This is a genomic window from Vibrio hyugaensis, from assembly GCF_002906655.1.
Classification (GTDB): Bacteria; Pseudomonadota; Gammaproteobacteria; order Enterobacterales; family Vibrionaceae; genus Vibrio; species Vibrio hyugaensis.
The window spans coordinates 3,315,260-3,332,984 of the sequence record NZ_CP025794.1; the positions used below are offsets into that span (position 1 = coordinate 3,315,260).

Annotated in this window: 17 protein-coding genes; 13 read left to right on the forward strand and 4 right to left on the reverse strand. The window is 44.9% G+C overall.

Annotated features, from left to right (window positions below; genetic code table 11):
- Positions 1–50: 50 nt before the first annotated feature.
- A complete protein-coding gene (cobO, locus tag C1S74_RS16285; RefSeq protein ID WP_045396093.1) occupies positions 51–656 on the reverse strand; it encodes a cob(I)yrinic acid a,c-diamide adenosyltransferase in 606 nt (201 codons plus the stop codon).
- A 117-nt stretch (positions 657–773) separates the two neighbouring features.
- On the opposite strand from cobO, the gene C1S74_RS16290 reads away from it, so the two are divergent.
- Complete coding sequence (locus tag C1S74_RS16290; protein ID WP_045396095.1) at positions 774–1,223, forward strand: low molecular weight protein-tyrosine-phosphatase; 450 nt, start codon at positions 774–776, stop codon at positions 1,221–1,223.
- 89 nt (positions 1,224–1,312) lie between these two features.
- Here the strand turns inward: C1S74_RS16290 and C1S74_RS16295 are convergent, their stop codons facing one another.
- Complete coding sequence (locus tag C1S74_RS16295) at positions 1,313–2,872, reverse strand: SulP family inorganic anion transporter (RefSeq protein ID WP_045396096.1); 1,560 nt, start codon at positions 2,870–2,872, stop codon at positions 1,313–1,315.
- A 321-nt stretch (positions 2,873–3,193) separates the two neighbouring features.
- The gene (rne, locus tag C1S74_RS16305; RefSeq protein ID WP_042604472.1) at positions 3,194–6,268 is read right to left on the reverse strand and encodes a ribonuclease E; all 3,075 of its coding nucleotides are present in this window, start codon (positions 6,266–6,268) and stop codon (positions 3,194–3,196) included.
- Between the two features lie 636 nt (positions 6,269–6,904).
- Between rne and rluC the strand changes: the two genes are divergently transcribed.
- The gene (gene rluC / locus C1S74_RS16310) at positions 6,905–7,849 is read left to right on the forward strand and encodes a 23S rRNA pseudouridine(955/2504/2580) synthase RluC (RefSeq protein ID WP_009707033.1); all 945 of its coding nucleotides are present in this window, start codon (positions 6,905–6,907) and stop codon (positions 7,847–7,849) included.
- 223 nt (positions 7,850–8,072) lie between these two features.
- On the opposite strand, the gene C1S74_RS16315 is transcribed toward rluC, so the two are convergent.
- Positions 8,073–8,654: a Maf family protein gene (locus tag C1S74_RS16315; protein ID WP_038869442.1), complete on the reverse strand. Its 582-nt coding sequence runs from the start codon at positions 8,652–8,654 to the stop codon at positions 8,073–8,075.
- 149 nt (positions 8,655–8,803) lie between these two features.
- On the opposite strand from C1S74_RS16315, the gene yceD reads away from it, so the two are divergent.
- The 11 genes from yceD to tmk all read left to right on the forward strand — a co-directional run bounded on the left by yceD (position 8,804) and on the right by tmk (position 17,703).
- Positions 8,804–9,328, forward strand: a complete 525-nt coding sequence (gene yceD, locus C1S74_RS16320) for a 23S rRNA accumulation protein YceD (protein WP_045396100.1) — start codon at positions 8,804–8,806, stop codon at positions 9,326–9,328.
- 59 nt (positions 9,329–9,387) lie between these two features.
- A complete protein-coding gene (gene rpmF / locus C1S74_RS16325; RefSeq protein ID WP_005396978.1) occupies positions 9,388–9,558 on the forward strand; it encodes a 50S ribosomal protein L32 in 171 nt (56 codons plus the stop codon).
- Between the two features lie 10 nt (positions 9,559–9,568).
- Complete coding sequence (gene plsX / locus C1S74_RS16330; protein ID WP_038869447.1) at positions 9,569–10,594, forward strand: phosphate acyltransferase PlsX; 1,026 nt, start codon at positions 9,569–9,571, stop codon at positions 10,592–10,594.
- Between the two features lie 5 nt (positions 10,595–10,599).
- Positions 10,600–11,550 (forward strand): beta-ketoacyl-ACP synthase III, encoded by a 951-nt coding sequence (locus C1S74_RS16335; RefSeq protein WP_045396103.1) that lies wholly within the window; start codon positions 10,600–10,602, stop codon positions 11,548–11,550.
- Positions 11,551–11,626: 76 nt separating this feature from the next.
- Positions 11,627–12,550, forward strand: coding sequence for an ACP S-malonyltransferase (gene fabD, locus C1S74_RS16340; RefSeq protein ID WP_045396106.1), 924 nt, complete (start codon positions 11,627–11,629; stop codon positions 12,548–12,550).
- A gap of 34 nt (positions 12,551–12,584) precedes the next feature.
- A complete protein-coding gene (fabG, locus tag C1S74_RS16345) occupies positions 12,585–13,319 on the forward strand; it encodes a 3-oxoacyl-ACP reductase FabG (RefSeq protein ID WP_026000247.1) in 735 nt (244 codons plus the stop codon).
- Between the two features lie 245 nt (positions 13,320–13,564).
- On the forward strand, positions 13,565–13,798 hold the full coding sequence (gene acpP, locus C1S74_RS16350; RefSeq protein ID WP_004406112.1) for an acyl carrier protein: 234 nt from the start codon (positions 13,565–13,567) through the stop codon (positions 13,796–13,798).
- A gap of 93 nt (positions 13,799–13,891) precedes the next feature.
- Positions 13,892–15,139 carry a beta-ketoacyl-ACP synthase II gene (fabF, locus tag C1S74_RS16355; RefSeq protein ID WP_038869452.1) on the forward strand — a complete coding sequence of 416 codons (1,248 nt, stop codon included), beginning with the start codon at positions 13,892–13,894 and terminating at the stop codon, positions 15,137–15,139.
- A gap of 106 nt (positions 15,140–15,245) precedes the next feature.
- Positions 15,246–16,061 (forward strand): aminodeoxychorismate lyase, encoded by an 816-nt coding sequence (pabC, locus tag C1S74_RS16360; RefSeq protein WP_045396109.1) that lies wholly within the window; start codon positions 15,246–15,248, stop codon positions 16,059–16,061.
- Positions 16,058–17,074: an endolytic transglycosylase MltG gene (mltG, locus tag C1S74_RS16365; protein ID WP_045396112.1), complete on the forward strand. Its 1,017-nt coding sequence runs from the start codon at positions 16,058–16,060 to the stop codon at positions 17,072–17,074. Before pabC ends, mltG begins: the two co-directional genes overlap by 4 nt.
- Positions 17,071–17,703, forward strand: a complete 633-nt coding sequence (gene tmk, locus C1S74_RS16370; protein WP_045396114.1) for a dTMP kinase — start codon at positions 17,071–17,073, stop codon at positions 17,701–17,703. Before mltG ends, tmk begins: the two co-directional genes overlap by 4 nt.
- The last annotated feature ends 22 nt before the right edge of the window (positions 17,704–17,725 follow it).

The window sequence follows — 17,725 nt, forward strand, 5'->3', positions numbered from 1 at the left end:
GGGTTGGCAATGCGCCAACCCTTTTTATTACTTATTGCACGATGAATAGATTACCAATCCACACCTTTTAAAGCTTTTACGCCAGATTCAAAAGCGTGTTTGACGTTCTTTACTTCCGATACTGTATCGGCCATTTCAATCAGAGTGCGGTGTGCTCCGCGGCCAGTGATCACGACAGACTGCATTTGTGGACGGTTGTTTAGGGCTTTTACGACCTCATCCAAGTCTATGTACCCATAGCTCACCATGTAAGTTAATTCGTCAAACAGAATCACATCGATCGATTCGTCTTTAAGCATACGCTTACATTCTTGCCAAACTAACTGAGCAGCATCTGTATCCGCTGTTTTATTCTGTGTTTCCCATGTAAAGCCCGTGGCCATCACTTGGAATTCTACCCCAAGTTTTTCAAGTAGATTACGCTCGCCGTTGTCCCAAGTACCTTTAATAAATTGAGCAACGGAACAATTCAAACCGTGACCAACTGCACGAGCGATCGTTCCGAAGCCCGAAGTTGACTTCCCTTTACCGTTACCTGTGATAACCAGTAGCAAGCCTTTTTCCTCTTGAGCCGCAGCAATTTTTGCGTCTACCTGTTCTTTTACTTTTTGTTGGCGAGCCTTATGGCGTGCTTCTTTGTTTTCTTCGATAGACATATTACTTCCTCAATTCCTTGTCGTGCCTTGCCCAAGCTGACTTGGGTTCATTGGATTATCTCGCTATGATAGACCAACACATCGTGAAGAAAAACCATCGATAATTCAGGGAATAAAATGAAGAAAATACTCGTTGTTTGTATGGGAAATATTTGTCGCTCTCCAACGGGAGAGGCGGTACTGAGAGCGAAAGCCGAAAAGCTTGGTGTGGATGTCGAAATTGACTCGGCTGGCACAATTGGTTACCACGCAGGTAATTCACCAGATGCACGCTCTATGCAAGCCGGTAAGCAACGAGGCTATTCTTTTAAAGGAATACGTTCACGCCAGGTAAAGGTTGAGGATTTTGGTGAGTTTGATCTTGTACTCGCAGCAGACAAGGCGAATCTTGCGGATCTTCTGGATATTTGCCCAGTCGAGTATCGTCATAAAGTCTCGCTATTTTTGAGCCATTCGGACTCTAAATACGATGAAATTCCTGACCCATATTACGGTGGAGAAAGGGGGTTTGAATTGGTATTAGATTTGATTGAAGAAGCTTCAGAAGCAATTTTGAACAAGCTATAAACGTAAATAACAGATAACAAAAAGGGATGAGTATGACTCATCCCTTTTTCGCTTTCTAAAGAGCTATACCTGAACAATCTAATTTGGGATTAACCCGCTAGAATGTCTGTTGCTACTTTATAGCTTGGATCTTCTTTCACATTGATTTCAACCAAGCTACCAGCTTTATCAAGAAGCTTGCGACAGTCAGGACTTAGGTGACGCAGATGAAGCGTTTTACCAAGTGCTGCATAGCGCTCTGCAAGCGTTTCAATTGCTTCAATAGCAGAGTGGTCAGTGACACGTGAATCCGCGAAGTCGACGATCACGTCTTTAGGATCACCATGCGCGTTAAATAGCTCTAGGAAGTTAGCCGCAGAACCGAAGAAGATAGGGCCATGGATTTTGTATTCTTTAGAGCCTTCTTCATTCAAACGAGTGTCTGCGTAGATGTGTTTTGCGTGCTGCCATGCAAACATCAGCGCTGATGCAATAACACCGACAGCAACGGCGACCGCAAGGTCAGTCAGCACCGTAACGACAGTTACTAGAACGATAACGAAGAAGTCTTGTTTAGGAACACGGCGTGCAAGCTTGAAGGTCGCCCATTCAAATGTGCCAATTACAACCATGAACATCACACCGACTAGCGCAGCTAGAGGGATCATTTCGATAAGCGATGATGCAAATAGGATAAAGATCAGAAGTGCACTTGCTGCAACGATGCCAGAAAGTCGACCACGACCACCTGAATTTACGTTGATCATTGATTGACCAATCATTGCACAGCCACCCATCGCACCAAATACTGAACACGTCATGTTTGCCATGCCTTGACCGATACATTCACGGTTCGATTGACCGCGAGTATTCGTCATTTCATCTAGAACCGTCAGCGTCAATAGAGACTCAATCAGGCCGATAGCTGCAAGGATGATTGCGTACGGCAGAATGATTTGTAGTGTTTCAAGTGTCAATGGTACCGCTGGAATGGAGAATGTAGGGAGAGAGCCCGCCAAAGTCGCTGCTTCGTCACCAGACATAGTACGTAGGAAGTCTACTACTGTGCGAGTTTCCAGATCCAAACCAACAACAAGCGCTGTCACTGTCACGATCGCAACAAGCGAAGATGGCACAGCTGTGGTGATCTTAGGTAGGAAGTGGATGATGCCCATCGTCAAAGCAACCAAACCTAGCATAAGGAACATTTGGTCCTGTGGTAACCAAGTTAGCATACCGTTGATATCAGGCGCTTTAAACTGACCTAACTGTGCTAGGAAGATAACAATAGCCAGACCGTTTACAAAACCAATCATTACTGGATGTGGAACGATACGGATGAATTTACCTAGTTTGAATAAACCAGCGGCAATCTGAAGAATACCCGCCAGCATAATCGCGGCAAATAGATATTGCACGCCGTGGGTTGCAACTAGCGATACCATTACCACTGCCATTGCACCGGTCGCACCTGAAATCATGCCAGGACGGCCACCAAAGATAGAGGTGATAAGGCCTACAATGAATGCAGCATATAGACCGACCATTGGATCTACACCTGCAACGAAGGCGAATGCTACTGCTTCAGGAACCAGCGCAAGCGCAACGGTTAAGCCTGAAAGCACATCATTTTTTACGGAGTGCTTAGAAAATTGAGGAAATTCGAACATGGTTTGTATTGAGTTCTCTTGGCGATGAATTTCTCTCGACACATATTCATATTTGCACAAGTACTGATAGGTGAAGTGTTAGCCACTTCGATCAGCACAAACCGTAGTAAAAAAAGAGCAGCATCAGAATGGTGTCGAAAACTTGAGTCGGAGAATGCTACCGAAAAGTGTGATTAAGTTCAAGAATGATAGGGATAATGACCGACAAATGTGATCAGTTGTTGATATTAATATGAACAATTTCAGTTAACACGATAAGTAACAAAAAAGGCTGCCAAATGGCAGCCTTTTATTTAGCTTTAAGCTATGACAGTTTCAAACTTAGTTAAAGTTCGGTTTTGTCATTGCCGCTGTTGCACTGTTTGTTGCTACTTGGCTACCAGCGCCTTTCGACGTGTAACGTTCAGCTTTAAGCGGTGCTGCGGTAACAGAAATTTCGCGAATTTCTTGAGGACCAGGTGCTTTCGTCATTGGTGCGCTAGCTTGTGGTTTAGCTACAACTTTGATGACTTCTGCTTTTGGCTCTGCTGTTACTGCTGGTGTTTCGATTGCAACGGCAACTTCTTCTGCTGCTTCTTCAATCGCTTCTACCACAGGTGCTGCTTCTACAACGGTTTCTGTTGCATCAACCACTGGAGTTTCAACAGCCTCAACGACTTCAACAACTGGAGCTTGTTCAGCCACGACTGGTGCTTCAACAACAACCGTTTCTACAACTGGTGTTTCAGTTTTTGCTTCAACAGTCTCTTGAACTTTCGGTTCAACAGCTGGTGTTTCAGTAACAATAGGTTGTTCACGACGAATGATAACTTTCCCCATCGCCATTTCTGGACAAGCAAAACCACCTTGCATTGCTGGTACCGCTGATGTTGCAATAACGGTTTCTTCCTGAACTCGCTCTTCCTTCTTAGGCGCTGGTTTTGGAATGTAACGTGGCATTACTTTACCCATTGCCATCTCTGGAGAGGCTACACCACCTTTACGTAGGCGGAATGGGTTAGGGCGGCGATCACGACCACGACGACGACGTTGACCACTTGCACGTAGGTGACGTGGAGAACGACGGTTACGACGTTGCTTCGACTCTGCCTTGTTGTCTTGTTGTGCTTCTGCTGCTGCCTCTACTGGCTTTTCAACTGGCGCTTCAACAGGTTCAACGGCTTTTACAGTTTCAACTGCTTGCTCGGCGGCTTGTTGGTCCTTCACTCGAACAGATTTGTTCAGTTTGCGACGTTGACGACGCTCTTTCACTTTTTCTGCTTTCGCGTTTGGCTTCGCTTTGTTTTCTTCAGGCTTCGCCTCTGAACCAGTACGAGCTTCGGCAGCTAGTTGTAGACCTTTTTCCGCAACTTTAGCGTTTGCCTTTTGCTCTTGAGCTTTTTCAGCTTGTTGAGGTTTTGGCTTGCGCTTTTGGTTACGGTTTTGCGGTTTATTAGACTGCTGCTGTGTTTCGTTCTGCTCTGTTGACTGCTCTTCACGTGGTTTACGACGACGTTTGTTGTCGCGGTTGCCATCACGGTTATCTCTGTCACCACGATTCTCACGGTTTTCGCCACGCTGATTGTTGCGACGGCGGTCGTTGCGATCACGTTTGTTGCGTTTATTGTCGCGGTTTGGTTTCTTCTCTTCTTGTTTCGGCTCTTCTTTAACTTCTTCAGAACCACCAAATAGGAAGCTACCTAGTGCTTTGAATAGACGGCTGAACAACCCAGGTTTCTCTTCCTGTACCACTTCTTTCTTCTTAGCAGCTGGTGCTGGTTTAGAAGCCGGAGCTGGTGCAGTTTGAGTTGGTGAAGCGAAGCCTTTTAGTACTGGTTCTTCAATACGTTTTGGTTTGATTTCAACTTCAACAGGTTCTTTGCCTTCTGCTTCTTTCATTGCTTCCAATTTCTTAGGAAGTAGGTAAGAAAGCAGGTCAAACTCTTCACCTTCGCGTACACGAATCACTTCGAAGTGTGGCGTTTCCATATCAGAGTTAGGAACAACGGTGATCTTAACTTCTTGGATACGCTCGATGTGGTTTACTGAGCGACGCTTTTCGTTCAAAAGGTAAGAGGCAATCGGAACAGGTACAACGGCAAGAACTTGCGCGGTGTTGTCTTTCAGTGCTTCTTCTTCGATTAAACGAAGGACGGATAGAGCTAGGGATTCATTATCACGAACGACACCTGTACCGCTACAGCGAGGACAGATATGGTGGCTCGCTTCTGCAAGAGAAGGGCTCAAACGTTGACGAGACATTTCTAGAAGGCCAAAGCGAGAAATACGACCAATCTGAACGCGAGCACGGTCTAGGCGAACAGCTTCACGTAGACGGTTTTCAACTTCACGTTGGTGGCGAACTGGTGTCATATCGATAAAGTCGATAACAACCAAACCACCAAGGTCACGTAGACGCAATTGACGAGCAATTTCGTCTGCTGCTTCTAAGTTAGTATTCAATGCTGTTTCTTCGATATCACCACCCTTTGTTGCGCGAGCAGAGTTGATGTCGATAGAAGTTAGCGCTTCTGTTGGGTCGATTACGATAGAACCACCGGATGGTAGACGCACTTCACGTTGGAAAGCCGATTCAATTTGGCTTTCGATTTGGTAGTGGCTAAATAGCGGTACTTCGCCTTCGTATTTTTTAACGCGGCTGATGAAATCTGGGCGTACCAGCTGAATGTGCTCTTTAGCACGTTCGTAGATGGTATTGCTGTCGATTAGAATCTCACCGATATCACGACGTAGGTAGTCACGGATTGCACGAACGATTACGTTACTTTCTTGGTGGATTAGGAATGGAGCAGGGTTAGAATCTGCTGCGCCCTTAATCGCACCCCAGTGGTTAAGTAGTACGTTCAAGTCCCACTCAAGTTCTTCTGCACTCTTACCTACGCCTGCAGTACGTACGATTAGACCCATACCTTGTGGTAGTTCTAACGTGCTTAAAGCGGCTTTCAGTTGAGTGCGCTCGTCACCTTCGATACGGCGAGAAATACCGCCAGCACGAGGGTTATTAGGCATGAGAACAAGGTAGCTACCCGCAAGAGAAATGAACGTAGTTAGGGCTGCACCCTTACTACCACGTTCTTCTTTTTCCACTTGCACGATTACTTCTTGACCTTCAGTCAGCACTTCTTTAATGCTTGGGCGACCTTGGTAAGTGTAACCTTCAGGGAAATATTCGCGGGCAATTTCTTTGAGAGGGAGGAAACCGTGACGCTCAGCACCGTAATCAACAAATGCGGCTTCTAAGCTTGGTTCGATACGTGTGATACGTCCTTTGTAGATATTCGCTTTTTTAGATTCATGACCTGGACTCTCGATATCAAGATCGAAAAGTCGCTGGCCATCAACCAGAGCGACACGCAACTCTTCTTTTTGAGTTGCGTTAATTAACATTCTTTTCATTGAAAATTTCTCGTTGTCTTTTCTTTTATATTTCTTTGCAACTTGTCACTGGTTTTTCGCTCTTTCACGGTGCCTGATCCCATGGCTTATATTTTGCAGCCTCCCGGCTGGAAGGGGATGCTCTCGGGCACTTCAGTCATCACAAATTCTTTTGGGTTTCGTTGGAAACGGAAACTTGTGACCCGCTATTCGGGCGGTTGATACTCAACGTGAATATGCGAGGAGTAGAGTGACAAGTGTGTTGAACTCAATGTGTCTTACGCCAATGCTGCACCTGACATTCAACAACCTACTCACATTGCTTGGGGTAAATGATTGGTAATGAACAAAATGTAACCAAACCTTCCTTAGCAGCTGTGAACTATAGCAGCGCAGGTTGATATCAGCAATCTGCTTTAGCGCAAACGATGGAAAAATTGGCGCTAAATTCAATTTTTGTAATTTATAACTGGCTGTTTCATAAGCACTTGAGTCTCGCAAACTGAGAAAGACGAGAAACAAATAGAGAAGTTGATAAAGACTTTTAATAATCTAAACAAAAGCTTGGCGTGTTTTGGGGCTATTTATGACTACAAGTGTTTCTTTTGCAGCAAGAATAATGTGAAGTCACACAGATTTGGGTTTACAATAGCGGCCATGAGCGAAATAAGAACACAAGTCCAGTTCGTCGATATCGACGAAGATATGGCGGGTCAACGCATTGATAATTTCTTGCGTAACCAATTAAAAGACATCCCAAAGAGCATGATTTATCGAATTGTGCGCAAGGGCGAAGTACGCGTAAATAAAAAGCGCATTAAAGCAGAGTACAAACTAAAAGCAGGCGATCTTGTTCGTATTCCTCCAGTTACGGTAGAAAAGAAAGAAGACGACGTTGCACCAAGTACGAAGCTAAATAAAGTGGCAGAGTTAGAAGATAAGATCATTTTTGAAGACGATCATCTTTTGATTCTCAACAAGCCATCCGGTACGGCAGTGCACGGTGGAAGTGGTTTGAAGTTTGGTGCGATTGAGGCACTCAGAGCACTGCGTCCACAAGCTCGCTTCCTTGAACTTGTTCATCGCATTGACCGTGATACATCCGGAATCTTACTTGTTGCGAAGAAGCGTTCAGCACTGCGTCACCTGCAAGCACAGTTCCGTGAGAAAACAGTGAAGAAGTTTTACTTCGCGCTTGTGATGGGCGAGTGGAAAAACAGCTGCAAAGTTGTTAATGCGCCACTTCTTAAAAACGAAGTGAACAGTATTGTTCGAGTGAATCCAAACGGTAAGCCGTCTGAGACGCGTTTTAAAGTGTTGGAGAAATTCGAGCAAGCAACGTTGATTCAAGCCAGCCCAATTACGGGGCGTACTCACCAGATTCGTGTGCATACTCAATACACGGGCCACCCAATTGCATGGGATGACCGCTATGGGGATCGTCGTTTTGATGCGTACACTGGTCAGGTTGGTTTGAACCGTTTGTTCCTACACGCAGCTAACATCAAGTTCCAGCACCCATCGAATGATGAGTGGATGGAAATCAACGCGCCGATGGAAGCGAAATTAGAGAAAGTCTTAGCGGGTTTGCGTAAAAAGTAGAGGTAAGAGTATCTACTCCTTCTGGACTGCAAAAAACTATGTAAAAGCCGATGTTAATACATCGGCTTTTTTGATCGTTGAGTTGGATTACAAGGGCGTTCGGAATGCAGCGCTCTAATATTCGGAAGCGCTCCGTTGGAGGGCATGTGAAAGAAGCTAAGTTCTAACTGGAGTTGACAGAATTGGTATGTAGAAAGACAAAATAGAGCTGATTCCTGATTCCCTACAAAATATCTAGCCCTTGTTTTTGCAGCATGTCGATCAAATCAATAAGCGGCAGCCCGACTAACGTATTCGGATCTTTGCCGACTAACTTCTTAAACAGACAAATCCCCATGCCTTCACTCTTAAAACTGCCTGCGCAGTAAAATGGCTCTTCTCTATCGACGTAACGTTCGATTTGTTCTTGGGTTAACGCTCTAAAATGCACTTCAAACGTATCGAAGCCGACCTCAGTATGGTTCGTATTAGTGTTGTGTACGGCAAGGCCAGTATAGAAAGTGATAGTTTTACCGCTTTGAGCTAATAATTGCTTAATGGCGTTTTCTCGGTTCAACGGCTTGCCAACTATATTACCGTCAATAACACAGACTTGGTCACTGCCTATCACTAAGCTGTTATCGGTTGTGTCACAAGAGGTGGCTTTACTAATTGCGAGCCTTTGCACCAGTTCTAAAGGTGTCTCGTTCGGCAAAGGTGTCTCGTCGCTGTTCGGTGACAAGCAAGTAAAAGGCACTGCTAGTTTTTCAAGCAGTTGTTTACGAAAAGGGGAGGTTGAGGCTAAAACCAGTTGGTAATTTTTCATTTTGAATTACAATTCGCACAAGCATTTCCAATAGGATAATCGATCAAAATCGATTCTGGCTAATGCTCTGTATGTTAAGCGTAAAAAAGTACAACTTTTTTGCCTTTTTCTTTGACTAATTTTGATTTGGAAGATAATATTCGCGCCCTATGCAAAAGGTAAAAATACCGCGAACGGTTGATCCGGCGAAGTCCGCACAGAAACGATTAGATTACGATGGCATCATCCAAGCTAGTCTTTTCAAGCGCTTAGCGGAAACAACTGAAGGCGTAAAACGCGACGCAGAAGTCTCATTGTCATTTGATCTTGATGAACAGCGACTTGTTGTTATCTCTGGTAAAGCTAACATCGAAGTCGATTTAGAGTGTCAGCGTTGTAATGAGGTATTCACACATCAGTGTGAAGTTGAATTCCTTTACACTCCTTACTACGGTGAGAAGACGGAAGAGGAAGCACCAGAAATTTATGATTTGGTAGATCTAAATGAGTACGGTGAATTAGACCTTATACAACTAGTTGAAGACGAGTTCATCTTAACATTGCCTCAAATCGCAATGCACGACGAAGCGGATTGTAGCGTTGATTCAAATAACATGGTTTTTGGTGAGATTCCTGAAGAAATTGAGGAACAAAAACCGAATCCATTCGACGTTTTGAAAAATCTGAAAAAGTAACTGGTGTGGTAGCCGCTTCTTCTTTAGGTTTTTAACCCAATAGTATAGGAGTAGGGTCAATGGCCGTACAGAAAAACCGTAAAACTCGTTCTAAGCGCGGTATGCGTCGTTCACACGATGCGCTAACTACAGCTGCACTATCTGTAGACGCGACTTCTGGTGAAACTCACCTACGCCACAACGTAACTGCTGAAGGTTACTACCGTGGTCAAAAGGTTATCAACAAGTAAGGTTGAACCTTTGCAAAGTATTACCGTTGCACTTGATGCAATGGGCGGGGATTTCGGTCCACGCGTAACAGTGCCTGCCGCCGTGCAGGCACTGTCTCATTTCCCAGAGCTAAAAGTGATTCTTATAGGTGATCAACCTCTGATCACGTCTCAATTATCCCAACTAGGCACCTCGACCAGTTCTCGTTTGAGCATTCTTCATAGCGAGAAAGTGATTTCAAATTCAGAAAAGCCTTCATTAGCATTACGTAACAGCCAAAACAGCTCTATGCGTATGGCTATCGATCTCGTTTCTGAAAACGGAGCAGATGCATGTGTGAGTGGTGGGAACACCGGTGCCCTTATGGCGCTCTCACGATTTATTCTTAAACTGCTTCCTGGTATTGAGCGTCCTGCTTTAGTTTCCGCATTACCAACCATCAGTGGCAAACGTACTTGGATGTTAGATCTTGGTGCAAATGTGTCGTGCGATGCTGACAGTTTATTTCAGTTTGCTGTAATGGGCAGTGCATTAGCCGAAGAGCATCTTGGCCACCCACCTCGAGTGGCGGTACTGAATATTGGTGCTGAAGAAATTAAAGGAAACGATTTAGTCAAACGCTGTGCAGAAATGCTTTCTCAAACCGACGCAATTAATTTTGTGGGTTATATTGAAGGTAATCAAATTTTGCATGACGTGGCCGATGTCATTGTTTGTGATGGCTTTGTCGGTAACGTATGCTTAAAAGCCAGCGAGGGAACAGCGCAACTCTTTATCGAAAAACTAAAAACCAGCATGATGGCATCAACGATAAAGGGATGGATTGCTAGAAAACTGTTTTCTCGGCTATTTAATGAACTAAAAACACTGAACCCCGACCAGTATAACGGCGCAAGTTTGCTAGGATTGCGCGGCATCGTCATAAAAAGCCATGGAAGTGCGGATGTATCTGCGATTGTCAATGCACTTGGCGAGGCAGTACACGAGGTCAAACGACAAGTACCAAGCCGTATTAGCGATCGTTTGGAAGCGGTTTTACTCGAGAGGCATTATTAGTCTTCATGTATAGCAAAATTTTAGGTACTGGCAGCTACCTGCCATCTCAGGTGCGTACTAACGCAGACCTAGAGAAAATGGTAGATACAAGTGACGAGTGGATCGTAGCTCGTACTGGTATTAAAGAGCGTCGAATTGCAGCAGAAGATGAAACAGTTGCAGATATGGCATTCTACGCAGCTGCAAACGCTATCGATATGGCCGGCATCGACAAAAACGATATCGACCTGATTATCGTTGCTACTACTAGCAGTAGCCATACTTTCCCTTCATCTGCGTGTCAGGTGCAAGGAAAGCTTGGCATTAAAGGTTGTCCTGCATTCGACTTAGCCGCTGCTTGTTCAGGCTTTGTATACGCATTGTCTGTTGCTGATCAACACATCAAATCTGGCATGTGCAAAAATGTGCTTGTGATTGGTGCAGACGCATTGTCGAAAACATGTGATCCAACGGATCGCTCAACTATCATCTTATTTGGTGATGCTGCGGGTGCCGTTGTCCTTGGTGCAAGCGAAGAGCCTGGCATTATTTCTACGCACGTATATTCAGACGGCCAGTTTGGCGATCTATTGAGCCTGCCTGTTCCTGAACGTGGTAAAGATGCGAACAAGTGGCTGCATATGGCTGGAAACGAAGTGTTCAAAGTAGCCGTTACTCAGCTTTCAAGGCTAGTAAAAGATACGCTTGAAGCGAACGACATGCATAAGTCTGAACTAGACTGGCTGGTTCCGCATCAAGCGAACTACCGCATCATTTCAGCGACAGCGAAGAAGCTTTCGATGTCACTAGACCAAGTCGTGATTACACTTGATAAACACGGCAACACATCAGCAGCAACCGTGCCAACAGCACTGGATGAAGCGGTACGTGATGGTCGTATTAAACGTGGTCAAACTCTGCTTCTTGAAGCGTTTGGCGGCGGATTCACTTGGGGCTCAGCTCTGGTGAAGTTCTAACTTTCACAAGAATTCAAAATTTAAGATGCGCTGCGGTGCATCTTATTTCTTTTTACTTTGCTTAAAGGAAAACAACATGAGCAAGTTTGCTATCGTATTTCCAGGTCAAGGTTCACAAGCTGTAGGTATGCTTGCTGACCTAGGCGAACAATATGACGTAGTGAAACAAACATTTGCAGAAGCATCTGACGCACTAGGTTACGACCTATGGGCGCTTGTTCAAAATGGACCTGCAGAAGATCTAAACCAAACTTTCCGTACTCAGCCTGCATTACTAGCTTCATCTGTGGCTATCTGGCGTGTATGGCAAGATCTTGGTCTAGAGCAACCAGCAAACCTAGCGGGTCACAGCCTAGGTGAGTACTCAGCGCTTGTGTGTGCTGGTGTGATTGACTTTAAAGAAGCAATCAAACTGGTTGAGCTACGTGGTCAACTGATGCAAGAAGCGGTACCTGCGGGTACTGGTGCAATGTACGCGATCATCGGTTTAGATGATGAAGCCATTGCAAAAGCTTGTGAAGAAGCAGCACAAGGTGACGTCGTTTCTCCAGTAAACTTCAACTCGCCTGGTCAAGTTGTTATTGCAGGTAGCAAAGACGCAGTAGCGCGCGCAGGCGCACTATGTAAAGAAGCAGGTGCTAAACGTGCACTTCCTCTTCCAGTTTCTGTGCCTTCACACTGTGCACTAATGAAACCAGCAGCAGAGAAACTAGCCGTTGCGCTAGAGTCTATTGAATTCAATGCGCCACAGCTTCCAGTAATCAACAACGTTGATGTGGCAGCAGAAACGGATCCTGCAAAAATCAAAGATGCACTTGTTCGCCAGTTACACAGCCCAGTTCGCTGGACTGAGAGCGTGCAGCTAATGAGTGAGCAAGGCGTAGAAAATCTTCTTGAGCTTGGTCCTGGTAAAGTACTGACAGGTCTAACAAAACGTATCGTGAAAACACTAAGCGCAGCAGCTGTTAACGACGTCGCGTCGCTAGAAGCCGCTAAGTAATTTACTCACGATAAGAAAAGGAAAACACAACATGATGAATCTAGAAGGTAAAATTGCCCTAGTGACAGGCGCGAGCCGTGGCATCGGTCGTGCAATTGCTGAACTTCTTGTTGAACGCGGTGCGACAGTTATCGGTACTGCAACGTCTGAAGGCGGCGCAGCAGCGATCAGCGAATACCTAGGTGAAAATGGCAAAGGCCTTGCACTTAACGTAACTGACGTTGAGTCAATCGAAGCGACACTAAAAAACATCAACGATGAGTTTGGTGCGATCGATATCCTAGTTAACAACGCTGGTATCACGCGTGATAACCTACTTATGCGCATGAAAGATGATGAGTGGAATGACATCATCAATACGAACCTAACGCCTATCTATCGCATGTCTAAAGCGGTTTTACGCGGCATGATGAAAAAACGTGCGGGTCGTATCATCAATGTAGGTTCAGTTGTTGGTACTATGGGTAACGCTGGTCAAACTAACTATGCTGCAGCAAAAGCGGGCGTGATTGGCTTTACTAAGTCGATGGCTCGTGAAGTTGCTTCTCGTGGCGTGACAGTAAATACAGTAGCACCTGGTTTTATTGAAACTGACATGACTAAGGCGCTAAATGATGACCAACGTGCAGCAACGTTGTCAAACGTGCCTGCAGGTCGTCTAGGTGACCCACGTGAAATTGCATCAGCAGTTGTGTTCCTTGCTTCACCTGAAGCGGCTTACATTACTGGTGAAACTTTGCATGTAAATGGTGGCATGTACATGGTTTAATGCACAGTTCGCGCAAAATAAGCTGTTTTACTTTGTGAAAAATAGCCTATAGTTGCTGTTAACTGTCATTAAGTTGTCATGCTCATGCGCAAGATTTGTGCATGATTTAAGTCAAAAATGTATTGAAATTCGGTTAAATTCGCTAATTTTGTGGTTTGACCAGCAAGGACCCCCTTGCAACTTTCAATAGTTCGAATAAACTACGGAATCATCGCATTAGGCGAAATCTGTAAAGGAAAAGAAAAATGAGCAACATCGAAGAACGCGTAAAGAAAATCATTGTTGAACAGCTAGGTGTAGACGAAGCAGAAGTTAAAAACGAAGCTTCATTTGTTGATGATCTAGGTGCTGATTCTCTAGACACTGTAGAGCTAGTTATGGCTCTAGAAGAGGAATTCGACACTGAGATTCCTGACGAAGAAGCTGAGAAAATCACTACTGTTCAAGCTGCAATCGACTACGTAAACAGCGCTCAGTAATTATCTCTCCCAGGCGGTCTCCTAGACCGCCTGTGTTCTTTCTAACTTCTTCTATCCTCTCATAGAAACATTCAATTCCCGGAGAATTATATCGTGTCCAAGCGTCGTGTAGTTGTCACTGGCATGGGTATGTTGTCACCGGTAGGCAACACAGTCGAATCATCTTGGAAAGCCCTGCTAGAAGGTCAAAGTGGTATTGTTAACATCGAACATTTCGATGCAACAAACTTCTCAACTCGTTTTGCAGGTCTTGTAAAAGATTTCGATTGCACAGAGTACATGTCTAAAAAAGATGCGCGTAAAATGGATCTATTCATCCAATACGGCATTGCTGCTGGTATCCAAGCGCTAGATGACTCTGGCTTACAAATTACCGAAGAAAACGCGGCTCGAGTTGGTGTTGCAATCGGCTCAGGCATTGGCGGCCTAGACCTTATCGAAACAGGTCATACAGCACTTGTTGATAAAGGCCCTCGCAAAGTTAGCCCATTTTTTGTTCCTTCGACCATCGTAAACATGGTTGCAGGTAACCTATCTATCATGCGTGGTCTTCGTGGTCCAAACATCGCGATCTCTACAGCATGTACTACTGGTCTTCACAACATTGGCCACGCGGCACGTATGATCGCATACGGTGACGCTGAAGCTATGGTTGCTGGTGGTGCTGAAAAAGCATCTACTCCACTAGGTATGGCTGGTTTTGGTGCAGCAAAAGCGCTTTCTACTCGCAATGACGAACCACAAAAAGCGTCTCGTCCTTGGGATAAAGGCCGTGATGGTTTCGTTCTTGGTGACGGTGCCGGTATTATGGTTCTTGAAGAGTATGAACACGCGAAAGCACGCGGCGCTAAGATTTACGCAGAGCTTGTTGGCTTTGGCATGTCTGGCGACGCTTACCACATGACTTCTCCAAGTGAAGATGGTTCAGGTGGTGCTCTAGCGATGGAAGCAGCAATGCGTGACGCAAACATCACAGGTACTCAAGTTGGTTACGTGAATGCTCACGGTACATCAACGCCTGCGGGTGACGTTGCTGAAATCAAGGGTGTGAAACGTGCTCTTGGTGAAGAAGGCTCTAAGCAAGTACTTGTCTCTTCGACTAAATCGATGACTGGTCACCTACTAGGTGCTGCAGGTTCGGTTGAAGCTATTATTACGGTTCTATCGCTGGTTGACCAAATTGTTCCACCAACGATCAACCTTGATGATCCAGAAGAAGGCTTAGATATCGACCTTGTGCCGCACACAGCGCGTAAAGTTGATATGGAATACGCTATCTGTAATTCGTTCGGCTTCGGCGGAACAAACGGTTCGCTTGTATTCAAAAAATTTGCTGAGTAAAAATCTCTAACACTGTTTAGAGACACGAAACTTGTATTCTAACGGCTCGATGCTTAGCATTGAGCCGTTTTGTTTTATTTGGCGCTCACAAAGCAAGGGTATTTGAATGTTCTGGGTAAATGGACTTCCACAAACGCACGTTTCAGTTAGCGATCGTTCTTTTCAGTATGGCGATGGCTGCTTCACCACTATTTTGACTAAAAAAGGTGAACTGGTTTATTGGCCAGAACATATCGAGCGGTTGGAGGCGTGCCTAAAAACATTACAAATACCTTCTCCAAATTGGTGCACTGTCCATGAATGGGCTACCCAAGCTATTTTGAAAGATGAATTGGCAGGTATCAAAATTCACATCAGCCGTGGTGAAGGTGGGCGAGGGTACAGTCCAAGTGGCATTGAGGGACCTACGGTCAGTGTCTCTAACTTTGCGTTTCCTTCTCATTATCCTTTTTGGCAAGAAAATGGTGTCCACTTAGGGGTCTGTGAAACCCGCCTTGGTATTCAACCGCTTCTGGCCGGACATAAGCATAATAACCGAATAGAACAAGTTCTCGCCAAAGCAGAAATCGAGGGCTCTGAATTTACCGATGCTGTGACGTTAAATGTGCAAAATCATGTCATTGAAACTACAATGGCAAACCTTTTTTGGGTTAAAGATAATAGTGTGTTTACACCGGATTTGAGTTTATCTGGTGTTGCTGGCGTCCAGCGCCGTAAAGTTCTGGAATATTTAGATGTTATTGGTATTAAAGTGGCAGTGAGTACTTATTCGCTTGCCGAGCTGCTTGAAGCCGATGAGATCTGGATGTGTAACTCTCTATTAGGTGTTGCTCCTGTTAGGAGTATTACGTCGCAAAACAATAAGACTCTATTTCCAATTGGAAAATTGACACAACGACTTCAAGGGAATCTAAATACGTGATTAAAAAACTGTTTGCTTTTGTTGTACTGATTGCCGTTATTGGTGCAGCTGGTGTTTTTTACGTTGTTTCACAGACTAAGCAATATGTTAACTCGCCAATTCTTATAGAGCAGCCTCAGCTGTTTACCGTAGAAAATGGCACCAGCTTTCACCGAGTGATGCGTGATCTTGTAAAAGACAACATTATCGAAGCTTCTGATTACATTCGTTTAATGCCTCACCTTTACCCAGAGCTTCTTCAAGTGCGAGCAGGCACTTACCAACTTGAGCCTAATGTGTCGTTGTACGAAACTCTCGAACAACTTAATACTGGCAAAGAGCATCAATTTGCGATTACGTTTGTTGAGGGTAGCCGTTTTTCTGAGTGGGTCGAACAACTGAGTGCTGCGCCATATGTTAAGCATGATATGACAGATTTATCTGAAAAACAGATGGCGGAAAAATTGGGTATTAAACGAGATAAGCTAGAAGGTTTGTTTTTAGCAGAGACGTATCACTACACTGCGGGCGCAAGTGAAAGTCAAATTCTGAAGCGTGCTCATGATAAGTTGAATGCCATTTTGGATGCTCACTGGGAGCAACGCCAAGAAAAACTGCCAATCAAAGATAAATATGAAGCATTGATCTTAGCGTCTATCATCGAGAAAGAGACGGCGATTGATTCTGAGCGTGAACGTGTAGCTTCTGTGTTTGTAAACCGTTTGAATAAACGTATGCGCCTACAAACTGACCCGACGGTTATCTATGGTATGGGCGATGCGTATGATGGCAACATCCGGAAGAAAGATTTACGAACACCAACGCCATACAACACTTACACGATTAATGGCTTGCCGCCAACACCAATTGCCATGGCTGGTGAAGCATCGATTGAAGCGGCTTTAAACCCAGAAAACAGCAACTATCTATATTTCGTAGCAAGTGGAAAGGGCGGACATGTATTTTCGAAATCCCTTGCTGAGCACAATCGTGCTGTACGTGCCTATTTAAGAGAACTAAGAAAGAACAAATGATGAAAGCAAACTTTATTGTCGTTGAGGGCCTAGAAGGCGCGGGTAAAAGCACTGCCATTAAAACAGTTTTAGATACGCTAAAGATGGCGGGTATCGAAAACATTGTTAATACTCGTGAACCTGGTGGCACACCGCTAGCAGAAAAAATGCGTGCGCTTGTAAAAGAAGAGCATGAGGGTGAAGACCTAAAAGACATGACCGAACTGCTTTTGCTTTACGCAGCGCGTGTTCAGCTAGTCGAAAACGTCATCAAGCCAGCTCTAGCAAACGAACAGTGGGTGGTGGGCGATCGTCATGATTTGTCTTCTCAGGCTTACCAAGGTGGTGGTCGTCAAATCGATGCATCTCTGATGAAGAACCTACGTGATACCACGTTAGGTGAGTTCAAGCCTGCATTCACACTGTACATGGATATCGAACCACGTGTCGGTCTTGAGCGTGCTCGTGGTCGTGGCGAACTTGATCGTATTGAAAAGATGGACATCAGCTTCTTTGAGCGTACTCGTGAGCGTTATTTAGAGCTGGCGAATGCAGACGACTCTATTGTTATTATCAACGCACAACAGACGATTGAAGAAGTGTCACGAGACATCAAAGCCGCTCTTAATGAGTGGTTAGAGCAACAATAAGTGATATCTGGATTGAGGTGAT

Coding starts and splice junctions, on each gene's coding strand:
- cobO (WP_045396093.1), bottom strand. CDS start 656: ATGTCTATCGAAGAAAACAAAGAAGCACGCCATAAGGCTCGCCAACAA.
- C1S74_RS16290 (WP_045396095.1), top strand. CDS start 774: ATGAAGAAAATACTCGTTGTTTGTATGGGAAATATTTGTCGCTCTCCA.
- C1S74_RS16295 (WP_045396096.1), bottom strand. CDS start 2,872: ATGTTCGAATTTCCTCAATTTTCTAAGCACTCCGTAAAAAATGATGTG.
- rne (WP_042604472.1), bottom strand. CDS start 6,268: ATGAAAAGAATGTTAATTAACGCAACTCAAAAAGAAGAGTTGCGTGTC.
- rluC (WP_009707033.1), top strand. CDS start 6,905: ATGAGCGAAATAAGAACACAAGTCCAGTTCGTCGATATCGACGAAGAT.
- C1S74_RS16315 (WP_038869442.1), bottom strand. CDS start 8,654: ATGAAAAATTACCAACTGGTTTTAGCCTCAACCTCCCCTTTTCGTAAA.
- yceD (WP_045396100.1), top strand. CDS start 8,804: ATGCAAAAGGTAAAAATACCGCGAACGGTTGATCCGGCGAAGTCCGCA.
- rpmF (WP_005396978.1), top strand. CDS start 9,388: ATGGCCGTACAGAAAAACCGTAAAACTCGTTCTAAGCGCGGTATGCGT.
- C1S74_RS16335 (WP_045396103.1), top strand. CDS start 10,600: ATGTATAGCAAAATTTTAGGTACTGGCAGCTACCTGCCATCTCAGGTG.
- fabD (WP_045396106.1), top strand. CDS start 11,627: ATGAGCAAGTTTGCTATCGTATTTCCAGGTCAAGGTTCACAAGCTGTA.
- fabG (WP_026000247.1), top strand. CDS start 12,585: ATGAATCTAGAAGGTAAAATTGCCCTAGTGACAGGCGCGAGCCGTGGC.
- acpP (WP_004406112.1), top strand. CDS start 13,565: ATGAGCAACATCGAAGAACGCGTAAAGAAAATCATTGTTGAACAGCTA.
- pabC (WP_045396109.1), top strand. CDS start 15,246: ATGTTCTGGGTAAATGGACTTCCACAAACGCACGTTTCAGTTAGCGAT.
- tmk (WP_045396114.1), top strand. CDS start 17,071: ATGATGAAAGCAAACTTTATTGTCGTTGAGGGCCTAGAAGGCGCGGGT.